Origin of the sequence: Mesorhizobium sp. M6A.T.Cr.TU.016.01.1.1, assembly GCF_003952585.1 — a bacterium.
GTDB classification, from domain to species: domain Bacteria; phylum Pseudomonadota; class Alphaproteobacteria; order Rhizobiales; family Rhizobiaceae; genus Mesorhizobium; species Mesorhizobium mediterraneum.
The window spans coordinates 1703155-1727788 of record NZ_CP034452.1 but is presented as its reverse complement, the minus strand read 5'-3'; the positions used below and the strand labels follow the sequence as shown (position 1 = coordinate 1727788).

Annotated in this window: 22 protein-coding genes, 1 pseudogene and 1 riboswitch; of the genes and pseudogenes, 12 read left to right on the top strand and 11 right to left on the bottom strand. The window is 62.9% G+C overall.

Annotation, left to right across the window (positions count from 1 at the left end; translation table 11 throughout):
- Positions 1-48 precede the first annotated feature (48 nt).
- From xylB to EJ075_RS07970, 3 genes are all read right to left on the bottom strand, one after another.
- Entirely contained in the window at positions 49-1503 is a 1455-nt protein-coding gene (gene xylB / locus EJ075_RS07980; protein ID WP_126103963.1) for a xylulokinase, read from the bottom strand.
- A gap of 81 nt (positions 1504-1584) precedes the next feature.
- Positions 1585-2907 carry a tetratricopeptide repeat protein gene (locus EJ075_RS07975; RefSeq protein ID WP_126103962.1) on the bottom strand — a complete coding sequence of 441 codons (1323 nt, stop codon included), beginning with the start codon at positions 2905-2907 and terminating at the stop codon, positions 1585-1587.
- 9 nt (positions 2908-2916) lie between these two features.
- On the bottom strand, positions 2917-3540 hold the full coding sequence (locus EJ075_RS07970) for a LysE family translocator (protein WP_095484427.1): 624 nt from the start codon (positions 3538-3540) through the stop codon (positions 2917-2919).
- Between the two features lie 204 nt (positions 3541-3744).
- Between EJ075_RS07970 and EJ075_RS07965 the strand changes: the two genes are divergently transcribed.
- From EJ075_RS07965 to EJ075_RS07940, 6 genes are all read left to right on the top strand, one after another.
- Positions 3745-4518, top strand: coding sequence for a L,D-transpeptidase (locus EJ075_RS07965; protein ID WP_095484426.1), 774 nt, complete (start codon positions 3745-3747; stop codon positions 4516-4518).
- Between the two features lie 118 nt (positions 4519-4636).
- Positions 4637-5803, top strand: a complete 1167-nt coding sequence (locus EJ075_RS07960) for a diphosphate--fructose-6-phosphate 1-phosphotransferase (RefSeq protein ID WP_126103961.1) — start codon at positions 4637-4639, stop codon at positions 5801-5803.
- A 16-nt stretch (positions 5804-5819) separates the two neighbouring features.
- Positions 5820-6545 carry an MBL fold metallo-hydrolase gene (locus tag EJ075_RS07955; RefSeq protein WP_126103960.1) on the top strand — a complete coding sequence of 242 codons (726 nt, stop codon included), beginning with the start codon at positions 5820-5822 and terminating at the stop codon, positions 6543-6545.
- Positions 6546-7019: 474 nt separating this feature from the next.
- On the top strand, positions 7020-8558 hold the full coding sequence (locus EJ075_RS07950) for a DegQ family serine endoprotease (RefSeq protein WP_126103959.1): 1539 nt from the start codon (positions 7020-7022) through the stop codon (positions 8556-8558).
- Between the two features lie 100 nt (positions 8559-8658).
- The gene (locus tag EJ075_RS07945; protein WP_095484422.1) at positions 8659-9270 is read left to right on the top strand and encodes a molybdopterin-dependent oxidoreductase; all 612 of its coding nucleotides are present in this window, start codon (positions 8659-8661) and stop codon (positions 9268-9270) included.
- Positions 9267-10013 carry an FAD-binding oxidoreductase gene (locus tag EJ075_RS07940; RefSeq protein WP_126103958.1) on the top strand — a complete coding sequence of 249 codons (747 nt, stop codon included), beginning with the start codon at positions 9267-9269 and terminating at the stop codon, positions 10011-10013. The genes EJ075_RS07945 and EJ075_RS07940 overlap by 4 nt, the downstream gene beginning before the upstream one ends.
- Before the next feature lie 72 nt (positions 10014-10085).
- Here EJ075_RS07940 and EJ075_RS07935 read toward each other — a convergent pair whose 3' ends face one another.
- Both EJ075_RS07935 and EJ075_RS07930 read right to left on the bottom strand, forming a co-directional pair.
- Complete coding sequence (locus tag EJ075_RS07935) at positions 10086-11186, bottom strand: hybrid-cluster NAD(P)-dependent oxidoreductase (RefSeq protein WP_126107274.1); 1101 nt, start codon at positions 11184-11186, stop codon at positions 10086-10088.
- A gap of 24 nt (positions 11187-11210) precedes the next feature.
- Positions 11211-12458, bottom strand: a complete 1248-nt coding sequence (locus EJ075_RS07930; RefSeq protein ID WP_126103957.1) for an aromatic ring-hydroxylating dioxygenase subunit alpha — start codon at positions 12456-12458, stop codon at positions 11211-11213.
- Positions 12459-12671: 213 nt separating this feature from the next.
- Positions 12672-12874, bottom strand: a riboswitch (cobalamin riboswitch).
- 509 nt (positions 12875-13383) lie between these two features.
- On the opposite strand from EJ075_RS07930, the gene EJ075_RS07925 reads away from it, so the two are divergent.
- The 3 genes from EJ075_RS07925 to EJ075_RS07915 all read left to right on the top strand — a co-directional run bounded on the left by EJ075_RS07925 (position 13384) and on the right by EJ075_RS07915 (position 14245).
- Entirely contained in the window at positions 13384-13587 is a 204-nt protein-coding gene (locus EJ075_RS07925; protein WP_126103956.1) for a DUF680 domain-containing protein, read from the top strand.
- Between the two features lie 127 nt (positions 13588-13714).
- The gene (locus tag EJ075_RS07920) at positions 13715-13936 is read left to right on the top strand and encodes a DUF680 domain-containing protein (protein ID WP_126107273.1); all 222 of its coding nucleotides are present in this window, start codon (positions 13715-13717) and stop codon (positions 13934-13936) included.
- 72 nt (positions 13937-14008) lie between these two features.
- Positions 14009-14245: a DUF680 domain-containing protein gene (locus tag EJ075_RS07915; RefSeq protein WP_126103955.1), complete on the top strand. Its 237-nt coding sequence runs from the start codon at positions 14009-14011 to the stop codon at positions 14243-14245.
- A gap of 195 nt (positions 14246-14440) precedes the next feature.
- Here EJ075_RS07915 and ugpC read toward each other — a convergent pair whose 3' ends face one another.
- The 5 genes from ugpC to EJ075_RS07890 all read right to left on the bottom strand — a co-directional run bounded on the left by ugpC (position 14441) and on the right by EJ075_RS07890 (position 21014).
- The gene (gene ugpC / locus EJ075_RS07910; protein WP_095484416.1) at positions 14441-15553 is read right to left on the bottom strand and encodes a sn-glycerol-3-phosphate ABC transporter ATP-binding protein UgpC; all 1113 of its coding nucleotides are present in this window, start codon (positions 15551-15553) and stop codon (positions 14441-14443) included.
- A gap of 25 nt (positions 15554-15578) precedes the next feature.
- On the bottom strand, positions 15579-17243 hold the full coding sequence (locus EJ075_RS07905; protein WP_126103954.1) for an alpha-glucosidase: 1665 nt from the start codon (positions 17241-17243) through the stop codon (positions 15579-15581).
- Positions 17244-17247: 4 nt separating this feature from the next.
- Positions 17248-18402, bottom strand: coding sequence for a carbohydrate ABC transporter permease (locus tag EJ075_RS07900; protein ID WP_126103953.1), 1155 nt, complete (start codon positions 18400-18402; stop codon positions 17248-17250).
- A 1-nt stretch (position 18403) separates the two neighbouring features.
- Positions 18404-19417: a sugar ABC transporter permease gene (locus EJ075_RS07895; protein ID WP_126103952.1), complete on the bottom strand. Its 1014-nt coding sequence runs from the start codon at positions 19415-19417 to the stop codon at positions 18404-18406.
- A gap of 241 nt (positions 19418-19658) precedes the next feature.
- Positions 19659-21014, bottom strand: coding sequence for an ABC transporter substrate-binding protein (locus EJ075_RS07890; RefSeq protein ID WP_126103951.1), 1356 nt, complete (start codon positions 21012-21014; stop codon positions 19659-19661).
- Positions 21015-21379: 365 nt separating this feature from the next.
- On the opposite strand from EJ075_RS07890, the gene EJ075_RS07885 reads away from it, so the two are divergent.
- The 3 genes and pseudogenes from EJ075_RS07885 to EJ075_RS07875 form a co-directional block, all read left to right on the top strand.
- Positions 21380-22402, top strand: coding sequence for a substrate-binding domain-containing protein (locus tag EJ075_RS07885; protein WP_095484412.1), 1023 nt, complete (start codon positions 21380-21382; stop codon positions 22400-22402).
- Between the two features lie 275 nt (positions 22403-22677).
- The gene (locus EJ075_RS07880) at positions 22678-23574 is read left to right on the top strand and encodes an ankyrin repeat domain-containing protein (protein WP_126103950.1); all 897 of its coding nucleotides are present in this window, start codon (positions 22678-22680) and stop codon (positions 23572-23574) included.
- Positions 23565-23748: pseudogene (locus tag EJ075_RS07875) on the top strand (transcriptional regulator); the annotation flags it as partial. The gene EJ075_RS07880 and the pseudogene EJ075_RS07875, both read left to right, overlap by 10 nt.
- Positions 23749-23762: 14 nt before the next feature.
- On the opposite strand, the gene EJ075_RS07870 reads toward EJ075_RS07875, so the two are convergent.
- The gene (locus EJ075_RS07870; protein WP_126103949.1) at positions 23763-24458 is read right to left on the bottom strand and encodes a TetR/AcrR family transcriptional regulator C-terminal domain-containing protein; all 696 of its coding nucleotides are present in this window, start codon (positions 24456-24458) and stop codon (positions 23763-23765) included.
- Positions 24459-24634: the final 176 nt, after the last annotated feature.

The following is a 24634-nucleotide window of genomic DNA, read 5'->3' as shown; positions in this document are numbered from 1 at the left end:
CCCTTGAGGGGGAGATGGCCGGCAGGCCACAGGGGGGTAAGCGCCGGCTCACGCCGTGGCGCCTTTGATCGCCGGATAAAGCGCCCAGTAGCGCTGATAGGCATCCGCATAGGCGTTGCTTAGCGCGGCGACCGGTTCGATGGTGGCATCGGTGGCCGGCGCCGTGCACACTCTGAGCGGATCGGCGCCTGTCGCCGCGATCATGCCGAGCCGGGCTGCACCGAAGGCAGCGCCGAAATCGCCGTCGGCGGGAACGTCGACGGGCAGGCCGAGCGCGGTGGCGATGGCCGTCAGCCAGTAGCGCGAGCGCGAGCCGCCGCCGATCGCCGTCACCCGCGTCAGCGTCGTGCCGGCCTTGGCCAAGGCTTCGAGACTGTCGCGGAAGGCGAAAGCCACGCCCTCCAGCACGGCCTGGGTCAACACGGCGCGGCTGGTTTCATGTGCAAGCCCGGTAAAAGAGCCGCGAATGGCCGAGTCATTGTGCGGCGTGCGCTCGCCGGAGAGATAGGGCAGGAAGGACACGCCGGTCGGCGCCTTCAGCGCATCGCCGAGTTCGGCGGTCAGCTCGCCGGCGCCTTTTCCTGATATCTCCGACAGCCAGTTGAGCGAATCGGTTGCCGACAGGATGACGCCCATCTGGTGCCAGGTGCCGGGCAGCGCATGGCAGAACGTGTGCACCGCGCTTTCCGGGTTTGGCAGATAGGACGCGTTGGCGGCGAACAGCACGCCTGACGTGCCAAGCGAGACGAAGGCCTGGCCCGCTCCGACAGTGCCCATGCCGCAGGCCGAGGCCGCATTGTCGCCCGCGCCGCCGGCGATCGGGATGCCGGCCTGCATCCCCCATTTCGAGGCCAATTCGCTGCGCAAGGCGCCAGCCTTCTCAGTGCCTTCGACCAGCGACGGCATCTGCTTCTCATCAAGCGACGTGGCAGTGAGCAGGTCGGATGACCAGCCTCGCTTGCCGACATCGAGCCAGGATGTGCCGGCCGAGTCAGACATTTCCGAAATGTGTTCGCCGGAAAGCCAGAGCCGCAGGAAATCCTTCGGCAGCAGGACCTTTGCCACCTTGGCGAAAATATCAGGCTCGTTGTTTTTCACCCAGACCAGCTTTGGCGCGGTGAAACCGGGGAAGACGATGTTGCCGGTGAGCTTGCGAAAGCGCGGATCGGCGTCGAGCTTGGCCGCCTCGGCATGGCTGCGCGTATCGTTCCACAGGATGCAGGGACGCAGCACATGGTCGCCGGCGTCGAGCAAGGTGGCGCCATGCATTTGGCCGGACAGGCCTATGCCCTTCACGGCGGCGAGCTGCCCTGGATGCGATGCCTTGAGCTCGGCGATCGCTTCCTCGCAGGCGCGGATCCAGTCGGCCGGATTCTGCTCCGACCAACCGGGATGCGGCCGCGACACGTCGAGTGAAGCATGGCCGGAGCCGATGACGGTCTGCCCGGCATCGATCAAAAGCGCCTTGACGCCCGACGTGCCCAGATCGAGGCCGAGATACATGGTATCCTCCCAATGCCATTAATTTTTTCGGATCTCGAAAAAATCTGACTTGGCAGTTTTTAAGACAAGAACTGCCTCCGGTCAATTCTCCGACGAATCGTCCGCCCGACGCGAGAACAGTGCCGACAGCGGACTGTCCGGCCGCGCCAGCGCTCGTTCCGCAGCAAGCGCCCTTGCCAGCGCATGGTCGCCGGAACGCAACGCCGCCTCGACCAGCGTCAGCTCGATGACGTCGCGTTGCGCGTGGCTGCCGCCGAAGCGGTGGGCGATCGCCCGGATTGGCCGGATCAGGCGCACCGTCTCGGCATAATTGCCGTCGCCGAATGCGTTGATGGCGAGCGTCAGGGGATGGCCGACGTCCCGGGTGAAGGCGGCGTTGTCGTCGTTGCCGCGCATAGCCTCGCGCTGCGCCTCGAGCAAGGTGCGAGCCGGCGCTTCGAGGCCGGCGCCGACGAAGGCCATCATCGCGTGGACATCGTTGAAGGCATAGTTGCCGGCGCTTGCCTTGGCCCAGTTGGCGGCGATTGCCGCCCAGCGGTCGCCGACATCGCCGCCGCCGAGATGCAATCGCCACAGGATCGCCGAGGCGTCGACCATGTTGAGCGCCAGCGTCGAGCGCTCGCCGTAGATCGGCCCATCATAAAGCGCCAGCACCTGGTCGGTCTCGCCGAGATCGTAGTGGAACAGCGCCAGATGCCACCAATTGTGCACTTGCAGGAAGCTCTCTTGCGTCCACGCTTCGGGGTTGGCGCGCATCCAAGCGATGCCGTCCTTTTGCCGGCTCTGCATCTCCATGACATGGGCGACGGCGTGCTGCGCCCAGCCGTCGCGCGGCTCGATGTCGACTGCCGCGCGGCCAAGCTTTTCGGCGCGCGCATAGTCGCCCATTTCCTCCAGCCCGAACGCCTGCATGCCGAGTATGGCGTGATAGCCCGGCATGCCGCTCTGCCATGACGGCAGCGCGCGGCCGATGCGGTCGCGCAGCATGCGAGCGTTGCCGGTGAAGAAATCGATCTGGTGCCCGGTCTGCAGCGCCAGCGCGTCGAGCGGAAACTCGATCGCGATATCCTCGAGCAGACGGGCGGCTTCATGCCAGCGTCCTGCTGCAAGATGGCCGAGTGCTGCGACGTGCGCCTGCTCACGCGTCGTCGCGGCAAGCGGCAGCGCCGCCTCGTGGCATGTCCTGGCCACAGCAGTCGCCTCGCGCTCGGTGGCGAGGCCGAAGAGATAGCCCTTGAACACATGCGCCATGACGAAGCCGGGATCCTCGGCGATGGCTCGGTCGACCGAGCCGACCGGATCGCCGATGAAGCATTGCAGTTCGCGGACAGCTTGGCTGTAGGGCGAGAACCCGGCTTCGGTCGCGCCCGAAAAAGTCAGGCCGAATGCGTCCCTGACTGCCATGTCATGTCCTCAATTGCCCGAGCGCATCGCCACCGTGGCGATGCCGGCGCCGACCAGCAGCGTGCCGCCGGTGCGGTTGAAGATACGGATCGCCCGGGGATTGCGCACCACGTTGCGCGCCCTTGCGGCGATCAGGGCATAGCCGAAGGCATTGGCGAAGGCGAGCGCCAGGAAGGTGGTTTCGAAGATCAGCATCTGCGTCCAGAAATCGCCATGCCGGTCGAGGAACTGCGGCAGGAAGGCGACGAAGAAGGTGATGCTTTTCGGGTTGAGCGCGGTGACCAGCCAGGCATGCGCCATCATCTTGGCCGACGACACCGCATCCAGGCGCGGCTCGGCCCTGAGCGTGCCACCGGCGCGAAACAGCTTTACGCCGAGATAGATCAGATAGCCGGCGCCGATCACCTTCAGCACCGTGAACACGGTGGCCGAGGCCGCCAGCAGCGCGCCGATGCCCAGCATCGACAGCGTCATCGCCGTGAAGTCGCCAAACGCGACGCCGACCGCCATCGGCAGCGCCGTGCGCCAGCCCTGGCCGAGCGCATAGGACACGACCAGAAGGATGGTCGGGCCGGGAATGACAAGGAGGATCGTCGAGGCCGCGGCAAAGGCGGCCCAGTTTTCGAAGGACATGCTCGTCTCCTTGAACTCAAAGAAGAGGATAAATCCTCGACCCCGCGAAGATGTAAAGGGGCAGCATTGAAATAGACGGCACGACGGCTCGGCCAGAGGTTAAGGTAGGGCAAGACGTCTTCACGCTTTTTCAACCATGATTGGTGAAAATACCATCGATCCGGCCGGACCGTGTTTCCCGCCGATAGCGTAGGGTTTGGGTACATGCGTGAGTTGCCGCAAGGTCTGACACCGCCGTACAATGGCGACGCCGTCGAAATCGAAATTTCCGAAATCCAGCTTTCCCGCCGCGCGGTGTTGTCCGGCGCCGGTGCGCTGGCGCTACTCGGGGTTGCCGGCTGCAGCCAGACGCTCGATTTGCCATCGCTGCAACTCGACGGCGTCACCACCGGCGCGATCACCCCTATCCGCCCGAGCATCAGCGTCGACAAGAACATCACCAGCCCTGGTGTGATGTATGCCTCTGTCACCGATGGCGGCTTCACGCTGCCGGAAGTGCCCTACCTCAAGGTCAAGCCGGAGTTCCGCCGCCAGATCGTCGTCGACCCGACCGGCGAGCAGCCCGGCACCATCGTCGTCCATTCGCAGGAGCGGCTGCTCTATCTGGTGCAGCCCGGCGGCGACGCGATCCGTTACGGCGTCGGCATCGGCAAGGAAGGCTTCCGCTGGTCCGGCCGCGCCAACATCCAGTACGGCAAGGAATGGCCGGTCTGGACGCCGCCGGCCGAGATGATCGCCCGCAAGCCGGAGCTGGTGAAATGGCAAGGCGGACAACCCGGCGGCCTCGAAAATCCGCTCGGCGCGCGCGCCCTCTACATCTATCAGAATGGCCAGGACACCGGCTACCGCATCCACGGCTCGCCCGAATGGTGGAGCATCGGCCAGGCGATGTCGTCGGGCTGCGTTCGCCTGATCAATCAGGACATTATCGACCTCTACAGCCGCGTCTCTAGGAAGAACCCCGTCGTCGTCGTCTGACCCTCCCGGTCGTCGCCTGACCTCATAGCGGCTGGCGCGACCGCTCGACTCTCCCGTTGCGTGATCTCGCAAGACAGGCGAATGTGCCTGCAAAGCCACTGCTCGGGAGACGTGAAGCATGTCCGGAACTTTTGTGATCGCGCAAGGCGGCGGCCCGACCGCCGTCATCAACCAGACGATGGTGGGCGCCGCGCTCGAGGTCCGCAAGCGGCATCCCGGCGCCAAGGTTTTAGGCTCCATCCATGGCGTGCGCGGCATTCGTGACGGCAACTATGTCGATCTTTCCGCCATTGCCGAGGACCGGTTGCGGCTGATCGCGGCCACGCCGAGCGCCGCCCTCGGCTCGACGCGCGACAAGCCGGATGCCGCCTACTGCGAAATCATCCTCAACGGCCTGAAGAAGGCCGGCGCCGACGCCTTCATCTACATCGGCGGCAACGACACGTCGGGCACGCAGCAGATCCTGACCGACGCCGCCGGCGGCAAGATGGCTTTCGTCCATGCGCCGAAAACCATCGACAACGATCTCGAGGAGAACGACCACACGCCCGGCTTCATTTCGGCGGCCGAATTCGTCGCCGGCGCCTTTCTCTCGGTCGACCTCGATTTCCGTGCCCTGCCCGGCATCTATGTCGGCATCGTCATGGGCCGGCACGCCGGTTTCCTCACCGCCGCCGCTGCCGCATGGCAGCTTGACCCCGACAGCGGCCCGCATCTCGTCTATGTGCCGGAGCGCCCGTTCTCGGCTGCGGCCTTCATCGACGATGTTCGCGCCACGCTCGATCGCCATAAGCGCTGCATCGTTGCCGTCTCCGAAGGCGTCAGCACCGCCGACGGCAAGGCGCTGGTCGAAAGCCTCGTCCCGCCGGACAAACTGGAGCGCGATGCACATGGCAACGTCAAGCTGTCGGGCAGCGACCTGCCGGCCGCCCTCGAGCGTGCGCTGGCCGAAGGATTGCCGGGCAAGCGGGCGCGCGTCGATGCGCTCGGCTACATGCCGCGCGGCTATGTCGGCGCCATCAACGCCGTCGATGCGCAGGAAGCCTTCGATGCCGGCGTTTTTGCGGTCGCTGTCGCCGAGCAGGGCGGCGGATCGGTCGCGCTGCAATATGACGGCAAGAAAACCGTGCTGAGGAAAGTGCCGCTGAAAAACGTCGCCGGCAAAACCCGCCACATGCCCGACGATTTCATGCTGCCGGATGTCAACCAGCTCTCCGATGCGGGCATGGCCTATCTGAAGCGGCTGGTCCCCGAAAAATACAAGGTCGGGAAGCCGTTCGTCTGATGCCGGATCTCTCCTGATGCTTGACTGGTTCAGCAAGACGGAAGTCGACGCCCATACGACGATGCTGACCGAGCCGTTCTTGCATGATTTCGTGCGCGCCAACATCTGGCATCTGCGCGGCCGCGACGTCGACCTGCTCGTCGACACCGGCATGGGGATTTGCCCGCTGGCGCCGCAGATCAATACGCCTGCTGGCAAGCCGCTGCTCGTCGTCGCCACCCACATCCATCTCGACCATGTCGGCTCGCTGCACGAATTCCCCTCGCGGGCGGGGCCGAGGATGAGTGCCGCGCATTTCGACAGCATGGACGAAGCGGTCACCTACGCCCACATGTTCCACGATCTCGAGGGCGCCGTCTCCAAGCTGCCGGCGCCCGGCTGGAAAGCGGCCGATTACAAAATTCCACCCGCGCCGCTGACGCGGACGCTTGACGAGGGCGACACGGTCGATCTCGGCGACCGGCAGTTCCGTGTGCTGCATCTGCCCGGCCATTCGCCTGATTCCATCGCGCTGTTCGATGAGGCCGATGGCCTGTTCTTCGCCGGTGACGCCATCTACGACGCTATGCTGATCGACGACCTGCCGGACTCCGATCGAACGGCCTATCGTCGCACCATGCAGCGGCTGCTCGACCTGCCGATACGCATCGGCCATGGCGGCCACGGCCCGAGCTTCGACGCCAAACGGATGCGCGAGATCGCTAACGGCTATCTCAGGCGGACTGACGGGATCGGCGCATAGGGGGCTCCGGCAGGACGGGAAGAGATGCGGGCAGGCGCCGTCGGCGAAGCTGCTGATCTCCCCCGCAAGGGGGGAGATTGGATGCCGCCACGGCTTTCGCCAGTCGTCAACGCCGGAAGCAGGGCCAGAGGTGTTCATGCTCTTGTGCCGGGTCTCAGTGATTTTGTTCTTGCTTTGTGCCGGCAGTTATGCTAGTAACTTTGGCATGGTGCTGATTGCGCCAGCGACCCGCCGTTGAGGCGGGTTTTTTGTTTTCGGGTTTCGGCGCCATCGCGGCAGGCCGGTGCCAGGCCGTTATATTAAATCTTCGTAATATCATCTGGAAACCACGATCGCCGCCCTAGATGCGGGGGCTGTCGATCGGTCGGCTGCCTGCCAGGCGAGACAGGCAAGGCGACCCTCGACACGCCGAATGGGCGGTTTCCCAGCCGGAACGCCACGGTGCCCGACCAATTTCTCGCCCGGACAACGGCCATGTCACCCATCCACATTCTTCGCAGACATCGCGTCGCCGCCTTGCTGGGCGCCGCATTGATCGTCAGCCCTTTCATCCTGCCGCTCGCCCCCAAGCTGAATGGCGCCCTGGCAGAAACAGTGACCCCTCCCGTCACCGGCATGACGGTGCCCAATGGATCGTTCGCCCCGATCGTGGCGGCCGACAAGCCGGCAGTGGTGACGATCACCACCGTCATGAAGGCACAGTCGGAGACCATGAGCGACGCTGCTCCCTTCGGCGACGGTTCACCCTTCGACGACTATTTCCGCCAGTTCTTCGGCGACCAGGGGCTGCCCGGCCCCAGGACCCCGCCGCAGCAGCAGGCGCCTCGCGCAGAGGCGCTCGGCTCCGGCTTCATTGTCGCAGCTGACGGCACCATCGTCACCAACAATCACGTCATCGATGGCGCCACGTCGATCAAGGTGACGCTCGACGACGGCACCGAGCTTCCCGCCGAGCTGGTCGGCCGCGACGCCAAGAACGACCTCGCCGTCCTCAAGATCAAATCCGACAAGACTTTGCCGACCGTCAAATGGGGCGATTCCGACAAGCTCATGCCGGGCGACCAGGTGCTCGCTTTCGGCAATCCGTTCGGCCTCGGCACCACGGTTACATCAGGCATCGTCTCGGCGCGCGGCCGCGATCTGCACAGCGGGCCGTTTGACGACTTCATTCAGATCGACGCACCGATCAACCACGGCAATTCCGGCGGTCCGCTGATGGATGTGAGCGGCAACGTCGTCGGCATCAACACGGCGATCTTTTCGCCGAATGGCGGCAGCGTCGGCGTCGGCTTCGCCATCCCGTCGGACCAGGCGCAAAAGGTGGTCGCCAAGCTGATGAAGGGCGGCTCGATCCAATATGGCTATCTCGGCGTCCAGATTCAGCCGGTGACGCCCGACGTGGCGAGCGCCGTCGGCCTCGGTCAGTCCAGCGGTGCGCTGGTTTCCGAGGTCAGCGACGGCTCGCCGGCGGCAAAAGCCGGGATTGAGACCGGCGACGTCGTCACCAGCTTCGCCGGTCAGCAGATAAAGGATCCCAAGGACCTGTCGCGTGCCGTTGCCGATGTCTCGCCCGGCGAGACGGAAACGCTGGGTGTCTGGCGCAAAGGGCAGAATGTGAAGATTTCCGTCGATGTCGGGCGCAATGGAGACGATGTGGAGACGGCATCGGCCGGCGGCGGACCAGAGACACCGTCCGCACAGCAAGGCCTTCGTGCTCCTGCGATCGGCCTCGGCCTGATGGACGTCACCCCGGATGTCCGACAGGCGATGAACCTGGCGCCCAACCAGCGCGGCGCGCTGGTCGAGAGTGTCAATCCTGACAAGGCGGCCTCGGCTTCCGGGATCCAGCCGGGCGACATCATCATCGCCGTCAATCAGGCGCCGGTGAGGGACGCCAGGCAGGCGGACCAGGCGATCGCGCAGGCCGGAAAGGCTGGCAAGAAGTCCGTGCTCCTGCTCGTCGAACGGGGCGACGCGCAGATCTTCGTCGCCGTGCCCTTCGCCGCCGGCTGAAGCGCATTGGCGCGAGGTCGCGGCCAAGATTTCGGTTGCCCGTCAGAGCATCTTCGAGAAGACTAGCGCAGGTTGGCTTCAACCTGCATGGATTGTCTCGATGGTCACCCGCGGCTTCTCTTCAGGACGAAAGCCCCCGACGGATGCGGATGCGCGCATCCCGCCGGGGCAGTATCTCGAGCAAGGGTTCCCGGTGCTGTCGGCCGGGCCGACGCCGCGTGTGCGCACCGAGGAGTGGTCGTTCACGCTCAAGCACGGACCGCGGCCGATCAAGAAGTGGAATTGGACGGAGTTCAACGCGCTGCCTTTGACCAAGATGACGCGCGACATTCATTGCGTCACCGCATGGACCAAGTTCGACACGGCGTGGCAAGGCGTGCTGGTCGACGATATTCTGGCGGATGCCGGCATCGAGCCGCCGACCGGCTTCACGCTGGCGCTGTCCTTCGACGGCTACACCACCAATGTGCCGACGAAGGACCTCACCGCCGGCAAGGCGATGGTGGCACTGCTTTACGAAGGCAAGCCGATCACGCCGGACCATGGCGGCCCGGCGCGGCTGCTGGTTCCGCATCTCTATTTCTGGAAGTCGGCCAAATGGCTGAACGGGCTGCAGTTCACCGAGCGCGACGAGCCGGGTTTCTGGGAACTGCGTGGCTATCATATCTATGGCGACCCGTGGCGCGAGCAGCGCTATACGGGCGATCCATGAACGACGGGCCGGCGGCGCAGTCGCCCTGGCAGACGGTGACCATCACCCGCATCGAAAAGCGCACGCCGCGCGTCACCAGCTTTTTTCTCCGGCCGTCACGGCCCTTCGCCTATCGTGCCGGGCAGCATGTCGATGTCAGGCTGACGGCGCCGGATGGCTATCAGGCGCGCCGTTCCTACTCCATTGCCTCGGCGCCGGAAGCCGGCGAGACGATCGAGCTGGCGATCGAAAGGCTCGATGATGGCGAGGTCTCGCCGTTCTTCCACGAGGTCGCGGCAGTCGGCGACGAGGTCGAGCTGCGCGGCCCGCTCGGCGGACACTTTGTCTGGTCCGACAGTGACGGCGGCCCGCTTCTGCTGGTCGGCGGCGGGTCGGGCGTGGTGCCGCTAATGGCGATGATCCGCCATCGCGCCGCACGCAAATCGGCGGTGCCTGCCACGCTGGTGTTTTCCGCACGGATCTGGGACGAGGTGATCTTTCGCGACGAGCTGATCGACTTCCACGATCGCCGGGACGGCTTCGATCTGGTGTTGGCGCTGACCCGCGAGCCGGCCCGGCGCCCGGCGGACTATTCACGGCGGATCGATGCCGCGATGATAGAGCAGTCGATGGTGCGGCTGCCCGCGCCGCCAAGGTTCGCCTTTGTCTGCGGCTCGAATGCCTTCGTGTCGGCCGCCGCCCAGGCGCTGATCGATGCCGGCGTTCCGGCAAGCCTCATCCGCACCGAGCGCTACGGGGTCTAATGCATGTCGCGCAACAACCTAAAGCGCGTCGCATAAGGCCGGTCAAAACGCGACGCGCTTTAGGGCCGCCGGTCATGCCTCGATCTCGATCGCCGTCAGCGGCTTCGAACAGCAGGCAAGGATGAAGCCGTCGTCGATCTCGTGATCGAGGATGCCGCCATTGTGGCTCATCTCGACCGTGCCCGAGACCTTTTTCACCTTGCAGGTTCCGCACAGGCCGAACTCGCAGGCCGCCGGGATGCGCACGCCCGAAGCGCGCGCCGTCTGCAGCACGGTCTGGCCGGCAACGCAGTCGGCATCGACATCCGAAAGCGAAAAGCGGATTGGCGTTGCGGCTTCGGCAGGTATTTCGACCCCACCCTCTGCCGGCGAACCGAACGGGGCCGGTATTTCCTCCACCATCGGGGCCGCAAAGCTCTCCTGATGATAGTTGCCCATGTCGAAGCCGGTGGCCTCCAGCATCTGCCGCACCGCACGCATAAACGGGTCGGGGCCGCAGCAGAAGATTTCGCGCTCGCGGAAGTCTGGCGCCAGCAGCGGCAGCCGTATCGCGTCGATCCGGCCCATATGGCCGAACCAACCCTCGCGGCTGGACCGTTCCTCGATCATGAAGCCAAGCGTCAGACCCGGCATGCGGCTGCCGAGCAGTTCGAGCTCCTTGCGGAAGATGATCTCCTCGGGCTTTCGCGCGCAGTTGACGAAGCCGACATCGGTCCATGGCGCGCAGTCGTTCAGCCAGCGCAGCATCGACATCATCGGCGTCACGCCGGAGCCGGCCGAAATGAACAGATACTTGGCCGCGGGATGGCTGTGCAGCGAAAAGTCACCCGTCGGACCATAGGCCCTCACGTGAACGCCGGGCTTCAGATTGTCGAACATCCAGCGCGTGCCGAGACTGCCGGCTTGCGCCTTCACCGTCACCGCGATCGAGAACGGCCGCGACGGCGAGGAAGACAGCGTATAGGTCCGCATCAGCGGGCCGTCGGAGGTCGGCAGTTCCAGCGTCACGAATTGGCCCGGCTTATAGCGGAACCAGGTCTGGTTGTCGGAGCGGAAGGTGAAGGTCTTCACGTCAGGCGCCTCGTCGCTGACGCCGATCACCTCCAGCACCTGCAGCCGGTCGTTCCAGGGCGCCATTTCGTCGAGATGGCGGTAGAGCCCGAGGTCCGTCATTGCGTTCATCTCTTCACGTTTCTCTCAGGCGACGCTGCGCAACGCCGGCCGGCCGTCCTCGGCAAGGCGCGGTCCGATGAAGGAGGCGTACCATTCGACGAACTGGATGACGCCGCCCTCATGCAGTTCCGAATAGGGGCCGGGCTCATAGGCCGGCGACAGGATGCCGAAGGCGTTTTCCTCGACAATGCGGCGGTCCTGGTCGTTGGTTTCGGTCCATACATGGGTAAGTTCGGCGAGGTCGTAATCGACGCCTTCGACCGCGTCCTTGTGGACAAGCCATTTGGTGGTGACGGCGGTTTCCGTGGCGCTAATCGGCAACACGCGGAAGGTGACGGCATGATCGCCGAGGATGTGGTTCCAGGTCGTCGGATAGTGGTAGAGCAGCAGCGAGCCGACACGGTCGGTCGAAACGCTGTCGGAAAGGTTCTTCTTCACCGCGCGCCTTCCCGTCATCGTATAGCTGACGGCGTCGCGCAGCAGCGGTGCGCGGGTGGCGCGATATTGCCCAGCCGGATCGATGCGGAACTTGCTCGGCAGGCCCGCCGCCTCGCATTTGGCCCAGTGCGCCAGCATCTCAGGATCGCTGTCGGCGCCCTGCACGCCGGTAACGGTCGGTGCTTCCGGGAATGTCTTGCACAGTTCCGGATGGTTGCCGGCGCAATGGTAGCACTCGCGGTTGTTTTCCCAGACGAGCTTCCAGTTGCCCTTCTCGACGATGGTCGATTCGAAGGCGACCTTTGCCTCGCGCAGTCGGTGCGGCAGGAGGTAAGGCTCGATCATGGCGCGCATCGGCGCGAAATCCGCCGGCTCCTTGGCCAGGCAGATGAAAATGTAGCCGCCGACACTTTCGCAAGCCACCGGCTTGAGGCCGAACTGGCTCTTGTCGAAGCCATCCGCCATCTGGCGAGCGAACAAAAGCCGGCCGTCCAGCTCGTAGGTCCACTGGTGATAGGGGCAGACGAGCTTTGCCGCCGTGCCCTTGTCGGCGTTGCAGACGCGGCTGCCGCGATGCCGGCAGGAATTGTGGAAGGCATTGATCTTGCCTTGCTGGTCGCGGACCAGCACGACCGGATAGTCGCCGATCTGGGCGGTGATGTAGCTGCCCGGCTTCGGCAACTCGCAATCGTGGCCGATGAACAGCCAATCGCGATACCAGATCAGCTCCATGTCGAGCTTGAAGAAATCGGGATCGGTGTAGAAGGGCTGCTCGAGCGAATAGCCTTGCCTGCGGCCGTGCAAGAGCCTCAGCATGTCGTTGCGCGAATCCATGTCCTGTCCTCATAGCCGTCGCATCGGCCCGAAATCGGAATCGATTTCGGAAAGCACGATGCGCAATTCAAAGTCTTGGAGCGTACTTTATGCGTCCAGATGGACGCATGTCGCTCCAAAGACTGAACTGGTGGTGATTGAGGAAGGATCGCTTGCACGCCGGCGACAGGCCAGACATGCATCATCCACCTCTTGACCGCCCACCGCGATCAGTCGAGTCTAGACACCTCGGGCTGGTTTCCGGGCTCTGGAGTGTCCTTGCGGACAGTCGCGACACCTTCCCAGGCTTGTGGCCCAGTGGTCTCCCGTTGCGACTTGAACTCCACCACCGTTGCGGGGGCAGCGCCGGGATTTGACCGGCTTCCCAATTCTCCGCTTCGTCGTCACCAAGCGGCACCTGAGATGGCGTCATCTAATCATGACGGCCAGCTGACTGTCGGCATGAAAGCGACATCGTATCCATGCGGCGCGACACGGCCCGCGAAACGTGCAGGTTGGTAATTGCAGGGCTGAAAACCCATTTTTTCGGCCACCATTGTCGGCCGCCGTGACATCGAATTCCGACCCGCGGCGGAGGCAAAGAAGGTTAACAGTTTCCAAAAGTGACTATTAGCCGCTTCTAAAATCGAACCGAACGGTTCGTTTCTGTTGACAATGCGTGCATGACGCTGTGAACGCAGGTCCGCCAATCCGTCAAATCGTCAAATGGCGACTTTGGCATAAACCTTTGAAAATAAAAGATAAAGCAGCGCCCGTAGAAGCGTCTGGTACAATTTCAAGGTGTAGATTCTTGGTCCACACGGAACAACTTCGTGATTGGAATCTGCGGGATGGCCTTCCCACATCGGGGCTGTCCGAACGACGCGAATTCCTTCCAAGACACGCCGCTAGCCGGACGGAAAACTAAGATACTGGAGTACCAAAAATGAAAAAGATTGCTCTTACTGCCGTCGCCGTTCTGGCCATCACCGGCAGCGCCTTTGCCGGCAGCGACCATTATGGGTCCAACGGCGCCAACCAGCCGGCCGCTGCGGTCGACAGCTCGTACACGGCTTCCATTCAGAAGCCGGCTCACGCTGAAAAGCCCGCCGTCCAGGGCGCCGACCGCAACCTTTTCGGCAACAATTAACAGCTGATCCCAGACCATGGTCCCGAAAAGTGGAAACCGGTTTTCGGAAAAGATCATGGTCAAACAAGAAGACAGAGCGGCGGCAGGTCCGCCGCTGGGGATCTTTAGAAATTCAGGAGTATTGGAAATGAAGAAGATTGTTCTTGCCACCGCCGCCATTCTGGCCATCTCCGGCAGCGCTTTTGCCGGTAGCGACAACTATGGATCGAACGGCGCCAACCAGCCGGCCGCTGCGGCCGACAGCTCGTACACGGCTTCGGTTCAGAATTCCGCTTCGGCGCAGAATCCGGTTCCGGCCGACGAGAAACCCGTCCACGGCAGCGACCGTAACCTCTTCGGCAACAACTAACAGCCAGTTCCAACAGCAGCGGCGGCATTTGCCTGCCGCGCTGATGGGATACGAAAATCCAGGAGCACTGAAATGAAGAAGATCGTTCTTACCGCCGCCGCGCTTTTGCTTGCTGCCGGCAGCGCCTTTGCCAACAACGACAATGTTGGCGGGACCGACATCAACAAGCAGGCGACCGTCAACGTCGACAACACGCAGACGTCTTCGGTACGCAACACCGGTTCGCCGATCTACAAGCTGCTCAATTCGTCGGGCGACGTAGAGAAGTCCGCCCCGCAGGGCAGCGACCGGAACCTGTTCGGCCGCTAGCGCATCGGCCCGAAAATCGGAATCGATTTTCGGAAAGCACGATGCGTAGGTTCAAAGTGTTAGAGCGTACTTTGTGCGTCCACTTGGACGCACGTCGCTCTAACAGCAACCTGAATGCACAAGAGCGGCGGGCTTTGCCCGCCGCTCTTGTTTTTGGCTTCGCCAAACAACTGCTCGGCAGTCCTGCTGCCGTTCTCAGGCCGCCTTTGCTTCCGCTTCGTGAAGCGTGAAGGACCGCCCGTCGGTATCGAAAATATGCAGGTCGCCGGCATCGGCACTCAACCGCAGCGTCGCACCCCGCTTGACCTCGACATTGCCGGGCAGCTTGGTCACCAGCGGCAGGTCGGCGCGGCCGATGTCGACATAGACGAGCTGGACCTCGCCGAGCTGCTCGACATAATCCACCGTTCCCTCGAAAAGATAATCCGCGCCGCTAGCGATCATCAGATCCTCCGGCCGCACGCCGAAGCTCACCGAAGCGCCCTTCGCTGAGGCCGGCGTGGCGATCGGCACCGTCGCCTTGCGCCCGCCGACATGGCTGACGATGGTCGGGTTGCCTGATTTGTCGATTGTCGCCGGCAGGATGTTCATTGCCGGCGAGCCGATGAACTGGGCGACGAACAGATTGCCGGGTTTCTTGTAGAGCTCCATCGGCGTGCCGACCTGCTCGATATGGCCGTCCTTGAGCACCACGATGCGGTCGGCCAGCGTCATCGCCTCGACCTGGTCGTGGGTCACGTAGATCATTGTTGTGGCAGGCATCGACTCCTTGAGCTTGGCGATCTCGATGCGGGTGGCGACGCGCAGTGCCGCGTCGAGGTTCGACAGCGGCTCGTCGAACAGGAAGACCTTCGGGTTGCGCACGATGGCGCGGCCGATGGCGACGCGCTGGCGCTGGCCGCCCGACATCGCTTTGGGCAAGCGGTCGAGATATTTGGTCAGCTGCAGGATTTCCGCCGCTTGGCGCACCCGCTTGTCGATCTCGGCCTTGCTCTCCTTGCCGATCTTCATCGAGAACGCCATGTTGTCGTAGACGGTCATGTGCGGATAGAGCGCATAGGACTGGAACACCATGGCGATGCCCCGCTTCGACGGCGGCACGTCGTTGACCACCTCGCCGGCGATCTTGAGTTCCCCGGAGGTGATTTCCTCAAGCCCGGCGATGGACCGCAGCAAGGTCGACTTGCCGCAACCCGAAGGGCCGACGAAGACGATGAACTCGCCCGACTTTATGTCGAGGTCGATACCGTGGAGAATGTTGAGATTGCCGTATGATTTCTTCACTTGCCTTAGCGTGACATCGGCCATGGGTTCCCTCCAGTGAATTGCAAACTCAGTCGATGCGCCCGAACCAGGCGCCGTAGCCGCCGAGGCGGATAGAGCCGGCGCCAGTCTGTCCCGAAAACCCGTGCCCCGGCAAGGGCTGCAGCGAGCGTCCGCCGAGATTGACTTCCGCCGGTCGGCTGCCGAGATTGAAAACGCAGACGATCTGCTCGTTGCCCTCGCGGCGCGTGAAGGCGACCGTATCGCCCTCGCTTTCGATGAAGTCGATATCGCCCTTGGCCAGCGCCGGATGCAAACGGCGGAAGGCGAGAAAGCGCCGGTAGTGTTCGAGCAGCGAGCTGTCGTCGCCCTGCTGCACATCGACCGCTTGCGAAAGGTGCTTGGCGGGCACGGGCAGCCATGGCTTTGCCTTGGAGAAGCCGCCATTGCTGTCGGCGCCATCCCAGACCATCGGCGTGCGGCAGCCGTCACGGCCCTTGAATTCCGGCCAGAAGCGGATGCCGTAGGGGTCCTGCAGATCCTCGAATTGCAATTCCGCTTCGCCAAGACCAAGCTCCTCGCCCTGATAGATGCAGACCGAGCCGCGCAGCGACATCAGCAGCGCCGAGATCACCTTGAGATAGGCGGTCTGGTCGGCTTCGCCGGCCGCCCAGCGCGAGGCAGTGCGCATCACGTCGTGGTTGGAGAACGCCCAGCACGACCAGCCGTCGCTGGCGACCTTGCCGAAGGCTTCCAGCACCGAGCGCACCTTGGCCGCGCTGATTTTTTCGGGCGCCAGGAAGTCGAACGAATAACACATGTGCACGCGCTTGCCGCCGGCGGTATAGGCCGCCACCACCTCCAGCCCGCGTTGCGAATCGCCGACTTCGCCGACCGCCGCTGTCGCCGGATAGTCGTCGAGCAGGGCGCGGAAGCGCTCGAGGAAGCCAAGGTTTTCGGGGCGGCTCTTGTCGTAGAGGTGGTCCTGGTAGTTGTAAGGGTTGACGGAAGGAGCAGTCTGGTCGTTGCGTTCTTCGGGCGGCAGCGGCGGATTGTCCTCCAGGCCCTGGCTGTGGAAATAGAAGTTGATGGTGTCGAGGCGGAAACCGTCGACGCCGCGCTCCAGCCAGAAGCGGGTGACATCGAGCAGCGCGTCCTGGACGGCGCGGCTGTGGAAATTAAGATCGGGCTGCTCGGCCAGGAAATTATGCAGGTAATATTGCTGGCGGCTGGTGTCCCACTGCCAGGCAGAGCCGCCGAAGATTGACAGCCAGTTGTTGGGTGGCGTGCCGTCGGGCTTGGCGTCGGCCCAGACATACCAGTCCGCCTTGGGATTGGTGCGGCTCGAGCGGCTTTCCCTAAACCACGGATGGATGTCGGCCGTATGCGACAGCACCTCGTCGATCATCACCTTGAGCCCGAGCCTGTGCGACTCGGCGGTCAAGGCATCGAAATCGGCCAGCGTGCCGAACATCGGATCGACATCGCAATAGTCTGACACGTCGTAGCCGAAATCCTTCATCGGTGATTTGAAGAACGGCGAGATCCAGATGGCATCGACGCCGAGCGCAGCGATATAGGGGAGCCTGGCGATGATGCCCCTGAGGTCGCCGATGCCGTCGCCGTTCGAATCCTGATAACTGCGCGGATAGATCTGGTAGATCACGGCACCGCGCCACCAGTCGCGGCCGACGGCGAGGTCGGGGCTCAACGTCGCTTTCACAGCGGATTGCATGATCTCAACCACCTTTCACTGAGCCGGCGAGCAGCCCGCGGACGAAATAGCGCTGCAGCGAGAAGAACACGATCAGCGGCACGACAATGGTGATGAAAGCCGATGTCGTCAGGATCTCCCAGTCGCCGCCGCGCGAGCCGAGCAACGCATTGAGCTTGGCGGTCAGCACGATCTGGTCGCCCTCAGTGCCGAGGAAAACCATCGCAACCAGCAGGTCGTTCCACACCCACAGAAACTGGAAGATGGCGAAGGAGGCCAGCACCGGGAACGACAGCGGCAGCACGATCTTGACGAAGATCTCGAAATCGCTGGCGCCGTCGATGCGCGCCGATTCCATGATTTCGCGCGGCAGGCCGGCAATGTAGCTTCTCAGGAGATAGATAGCGAAAGGCAGACCGAAGCCGGTATGCGCCAGCCAGATGCCGAGATAGGTTTTCGACGGCACGCCGAAGAAGCTGCCGACGCCGTTGTAGAGCTTCAGCAGCGGGATCAGCGACATTTGCAGCGGCACGACCAGGAGGCCGATGATAACCGCGATGAGCAATGCCCGGCCGGGAAAGCGCATCCAGGCCAGCGCATAGGCCGCGAACGCCGCGATCAGGATCGGGATGACAGTCGCCGGGATGGTGACGGTCAGCGAATTCATGAACGAGCGGCCGATGCCCTCCGAAAACAGCACCGTATTGTAATTGTCGGTGGTGAACTTCGGCGGCGCCGACGAGGCGTAGTAGACGCGCTGGCCGCGCTTGCCCTCGAAGGGCTTCGTTGAGGTCATGACGAAACTGCCGTCGGCGTTGAGCTGCAAGGTCTCGCCGTCGCCGAGATCGGCTGTCGTGCCGGCGGGATATTGCGTCGGCGCCGCCGACTTGACGCCGAAGGCGCTGATGTCGCGGGCCGCATCCTCGCCGAAGATGTTGCCCTCGAGGACGAACTTGCCGTCCTTCTCGACTTGCGCCGAGGCGGGTGGCAGCCGGCCCGCTTCCGTCTGGGTGGAACTGGCAAACGAGTTCCACCAGCCCGAGGCGATGATCTGATCCTTGTCGCGCAGCGACGAGACGAGAATGCCGAGGGTCGGGATGGTCCAGATCGCGACGAAGATGAAGACGGCGATATGGACGCCGAAACGGCTGGCAAAAGACTTTCCGGTCGCCACGGCCATCTCAATGTCCTCCCGTCTCTTTGTTCGCCTGGCGGATGTTCCAGACCATGATCGGAATGACCGCGACCATGATGATGATGGCGATGGTCGCGCCACGGCCGAAATCACCGCCGCCGCGGAACATCCAGTCGAACATCAGATTGGCCAGCACCTGGCTATTCCATTGGCCGTTGGTCATGGTCAGCACGATGTCGAACACCTTCAGCACCAGGATGGTGATGGTGGTCCAGACGACGGCGATCGTGCCCCAGATCTGCGGCACCATGATCTTCCAGAAGATCTGGAACGGATTGGCGCCGTCGATGACGGCCGCTTCCAGCGTCTCTTCGGGAATCCCCCGCAAGGCTGAGGACAGGATGACCATGGCAAAGCCGGTCTGGATCCAGATCAGGATGATCATCAGGAAGAAATTGTTCCAGAACGGCAGCGATATCCAGACCTGCGGCTGGCCGCCGAAATACTGGATGATGGCGTTGAGCAAGCCGATCTGCGTCTGGCCGGCGCCTCTATACTCATAGATGAATTTCCAGATGACGCTGGCGCCGACAAAGGAGATGGCCAGCGGCAGGAAGATGAGGCTCTTGGCGATGGTGCCCCACCAGATCTTGTCGGTGAGGACGGCGATGATCAGCCCGAGGAAGGTGCAGGCGGCAGGCACGACCGCCAGCCAGATGATGTTGTTGAGGATGGAGGTGCGGAACTCGCGGTCGCCGAACGCCCATTCATAATTGGCGAAGCCGACGAAATTGGCGCCGCCGCGATCGAGGAACGACAGCCTGAGCGTTTCCACGACCGGGTAGATCAAATAGATGGTGAGGATGATCATGGCCGGGCCGACGAACAGCCACGGCCGGATCATCCCCTGCCGGCGCAAATTGTCGATGGCCGCAGCACCTGCGACGCCGCGCGACGGGAAGATGATGTCCACCAGCTTGTTGGCGCCCCAGAAATAGGCGACGCAGCCGCCGACGCCGACGATGATGACAAATATGGCCGAGAAAATCTGAGCCGCCACGGGTCCCTCCCTCTGCGCATGATCCGCCAGTCGAGAATGGCTTTGGCGACGGGATCATGGGCCGATTCAGTTGTTGAGAGCGATCGAACGCAAACCGGTTTCCACCATTGCTGATCGCACTCCAAGCTGGAATGTCGTTGTACTCGTGACAATCGGTGCGGCGCGGGCCGCCGGTCGGATCCGGGCCATTGAGGCCCGGATCCATTCAGGATCGGTAGTCCGCACGTTCAGCCGGGGACGCCTACTTGATCGCGTCCCAGCTCTTCTGGATGTCGGTGGCGACATCCTGCGCGGACTTGCCGCCGACAAGATCGATCATGCCGGTCCAGAAGGCGCCGGCGCCGATCTTGCCCGGCATCAGGTCGGATCCGTCGAAGCGGAAGGTCGAGGCTTCGGCAAGGATTTCGCCCTGCTTCTTCAGCGCGTCGCTGGCATAGGCATCCTTGTTGACCGATTTGAGCGGCGTCACGAAACCGCCCTGGGCCATCCAGATCTCATGGGCGAGCGGCATCTTCAGGAATTCGATGAACGCGCGGGCACTCTTGCTATCCTTGGTGATCATGGCCAGCGTGCCGGCGCCGAGCACCGGGGTGCCGAGGTCGGACTTGGAAGCGTAAGGTGGGAAGTAGAAGAAGTCGGCGTCCTGGCCGATCTCTGTGCCTTCCGGAAAGAAGGTCGGGATGAACGACGCCTGATGATGCAAATAGCACTTCGGCGGCACCGAGAAGAGGCCTTTCGGGCTGTCGCGGAAGTCGGTCGCGGCAACCGCCTTGGCGCCGCCGTCGACCATTTTGTCGTCGGTCGCGATCTTGCCGAAAATGTCGATGGCATTGACCACAGCGGGATCGTTGAACGGAATTTCGTTCTTCACCCACTTGTCGTAGGTTTCGGGCGTCTGGGTGCGCAGCATGATGTCCTCGACCCAGTCGGTCGCCGGCCAGCCGGTGGCGCCGCCCGAACCGAGCCCGATGCACCATGGCGTGCCGCCGTCGGCGATGATCTTCTTTTCGAGCTCGGCGAGCTCTTCCTGCGTCTTCGGCACCTCGTAGTCGGCTTCCTCGAAATTGTCAGGCGAGTACCAGACCAGCGATTTCACGTCGGCCTTGTAGGGAAAGGCGAAGAAGCCCGGCTTGCCGTCCTTGTCGTTGAAGGTGCCGAGATCGACCCATGACTGGCCGGCGCCGTAATTGTCCTTGATCCAGTTGGCGGTGTCGTCGCCGAGCGGCGTCAGCAGGCCCTTGGACGCCAGGTCCTGGATCAGGCCCGGCTGCGGCAGCACGGCAATGTTGGGCGGGCTGCCGGCCTGCGTGTCGATGACGATCTGCTGTTCGTAATTTTCCGACGAGGAGTATTTGATCTCGGCGCCGGTGGCTTCCGAGAAATAGTCGAGAACGGTGCGGATGAGGCCCTCGTCCTCGCCGCGCCATGGCCCGAAGATCGACAGCGTCTCGCCCTTGAGGTCGACTTTCTTGAGGTCTTCGTAATTCGCCCAGTTGAAGCGGGGATCTTCGCCCGGCTTGAACTTCAGTTCGGCTTGCGCCGGCGCGCCCAGGGCGAGCGCGACAAAGGCGGCGCTCAGCAGAAGCATTTTCTTCATCGGTATTCCCTCCCAGTGGTGACAAACACTCGGACGGAACCTCCATTCCGTCCGCCGACGCTGCAGGACTGTGACTCAGTCGGAAAGGAACCGCAACCTTTCGAAGAGTCTTCCAAAGCGCTTTGGTCTTTTCGATCACGCCACTGAATCGATCAGGAGTCAAGAGGGGTCGCGTGCTAATCGATTTAATTTTCGCGATATAAGAGCAACTAAAGTGCGCTGCAGCATGCTTTTTTGGCGCTGCGGCAGCATATTTTGCTTCAAACTGGTCGGAAACGGTGCTTATGGTCTTTGCATCAGGCAGGGCTGCCCGTAGCGGCTAGGCCGATCCATAGTTAAAGCGCTTTGAGGCTTGGAGGCCTCCGGTGAACCTTAAACAGCTCTCCCACATGCTGGCGCTTTCGCAGACAACGGTAAGCCGCGCGCTGAACGGCTACCCGGAAGTCAATGAGGAAACGCGCCGGCGGGTGATCGACGCAGCCAAGCGCCACGGCTACCGACCCAACCCGAGCGCGCGCCGGCTGGCCACCGGCAAGACCGGGATGATCGGTTATGTCTTGCCGACCGGCACGGCCGTCGACATCGACCCGCATTTCGTCGAATTCCTGTCCGGTCTCGGCGACTATGCCCGTTCGCATGAACTCGACCTGGCGCTGTCCCCGGCCGATGCCGACGACCAGGAGACGACCTACCGGCGTATTGTCGCCAACCGGCAGGTCGACGCCGTCTACATCTCCTCGCCGAAGCCGGCCGACCGGCGGGTGGCGCTGGTCAACACGCTCGGCATCCCGTTTATCGTCCATGGCCGCAGCGAAGGGCTCGATTTCGACTACCCTTTCACCGACATCGATAATGAGGGTGCCTTCCACGAGGCGGCACGGCTGCTCGTCCAGCTCGGTCACCGGCGGTTGGCGCTGATCAACGGCGACGACCGCGAGACTTTCGCCATCCACCGCGAGCGTGGCGTGCGCCGGGCATTGGCAGCGAGCGGTCTGGTGCTTGGCGAAGGCCATGTCTGTTCCCTCGCCATGACCGAGGAGAACGGCTACCGCGCCGCCAGACGGTTGCTCGAGCAGAGCGATGCGCCGACAGCGATCGCCTGCTCCAGCCTGATCATGGCGCTCGGCGTCGTGCGCGCGGTGCGCGATCTCGGCCTGACCATCCCGGGCGACCTGTCGCTGATCGCCCATGACGACGTCTTCGCCTGGCTGAAGCCGGAGAATTTTTCGGTGCCGTTGTCGACGACGCGTTCGTCGATCCGCCTGGCCGGCGCCCGCGTCGCCGAGCGCCTGGCGGCGCGGATTTCCGGCCTGGAGGAGGGCGCCCGCGGCGAAGTCTGGCCGGTCGATCTGGTGATCAGGGGATCGGTCGCCGGCGCGCCGGGTTAGAGATCCAAATCCAAATCGCTCTGAGCGACGGAGTTCGACCCATTCCAGTCATCCACGTCACTTGCGCGACCGCGCAAGTGACGTGGATGGAAACTTTCGGCCCGTTACCAAACGGCTGGTAAGGACATGGCCGGTCTTCCTGAAAACTTTCATTCTTTCAGGGCTGCCACCATTCATTGAGCCGTCGATGGGCGTGGCTACGATCAGGCATTCGTGGTATACTTTGCCGGCTTGAAACCGTGACGCTTACTGCGGTTTGCCTTGGGAGATGCCGAATGCGCGTGTCCTTGCTCTTCATTGCACTGCTGCTTGTAAAAATCCCGATTGTATCGCATGCCGCCGACATTCACGATGCCGCCATGAACGGCGATGTCGCAGCGATCACGGCTGCGCTGGATGCAGGCGCTGATGTAGATGAGAGTGATGGAAGCGCAACGCCGCTCTATCTCGCGGTCTTTATGGGCCACATCGAAGCGGCAAAACTGCTCATAGAACGTGGTGCCGAAGTCAACGCCCAGACGACTGGTGGTCCACCGCTGATGGCGGCTGTCGGGACAGGCAAGATCGATCTGTTAAATCTGTTGCTGGAGCGGGATGCGGATCCAAATTCCGATCATGGTGGCGAATTCGCCCTTCATGTCGCCGTCACTCTCGATTGTTTCGACTGCGTGAAGGCACTGGTCGAGGCCGGAGCGGACGTGAATGCGAAGGCAATGCACGGCAAGACGCCGCTCCATCTGGCAAAAAGCAGGGGGCAACGCGAAGTTGCTGACTATCTCTTGGCGCATGGCGTCGTCTTGCCAACACCAGCCCCAATCTCAATGAAGTTGGCTTCTGCGGATGTCGAGAAAGGCCGAACCGAATACACCCGCCGGTGTACTACTTGCCACGACGCCGAGCCACAGGGAGGAAACAAAATAGGACCCAACTTGTGGAGCGTCGTCGGCCGCGACAAGGCATCCATGGCAGATATGCGCTACTCTGACACCTTGCTGGGCTGGGAGGGTGTCTGGACGTACGAGGATCTGAACAGATTTCTCTTCGGGCCCATGCTCACCACGCCGGGCGTCAAGATGGAGACTCCCGGTGTCCCGGACGAGACCGAACGGGTCAACATGATCGCCTACTTGCGCACACTCAGCGACAAGCCGATCCCGCTGCCCCCTGGCTGAAGCCGGAGAATTTTTCGGTGCCGTTGTCGACGACGCGTTCGTCGATCCGCTTGGCCGACGCGCATCGCCGAGCGGCTGGCGGCGCGGATTTCCGGATTGGAGGAGGGCGCCCGCGGCGAAGTCTGGCCGGTCGATCTGGTGATCAGGGGATCGGTCGCCGGCGCGCCGGGTTAGAGGTCATTATCTCATTATCTCGGAGAGAGGCCATCCAGCAGGAAGCCGAGGCCTTTCCGGAAAGCACCATCCCAATCATTATCCAACAGCAGACGAGAGCGTTCGATTGTCGGGTAGCGTTCGGTGAGACGTGTAAGGCGCTGCTGCGCGGCTGCCCTGTCCGCGTCCGAGAGGTCGAAGTTCGCCCGGGTAATGGTGGCGCCCATCACATAGTTCCAGAGCGACCATATCGCGACGTTCACATCGGCGTCCGCTACACCGGCTTTGGACAAGGTCTTGCTCAGCAATTCTAGGCGGCTGAGGATGTTTGGGCCGAGCGCCCGGCGCGGCAACAGCGATGCCGACCAAGGATGGCGCAGCATGCTGGCGCGCCAGTCTTCGAGCATGTGAACGGCTTCTCCGCGCCAGTCTTGAGACTCGACTATTTGCGGCGGTCCGCGATATTCGAGCACCGAGTCGAGTGCCAGATCAAAGACATCCTCTTTGTTGTCGACGTGCCAATATAGGCTCATCACGCCCGAGCCGAGGCGATCGGCCAGCCGGCGCATCGTCAATCCGTCGACTCCCTGGGCGTCCAGCAGTTCCACCGCGGTCACCACGATGCGTTCCCGAGAGAGCGGCGGTTCACTGCGCGGCTCCTGAACGGGCTGGAGCCGCTCACTTATCTGTTGAGACCGTTTGCTCCGGGCGCCGCTGCGTTTGGCTGCCATCTGTCTTCCTCGCTGTTCTGAACGTCGATTTTGACCGGCAACGCGACGAATGTCGATCTTGAACGATTGACTCGTACGGCGTACCATATGATTGATCGTACCTCGTACGAGTCAGTCGTATGGGCGATATGGCTACAGTTCAATCATGTCGGCCGCGAGGGCCTGTCGCTCGCAGT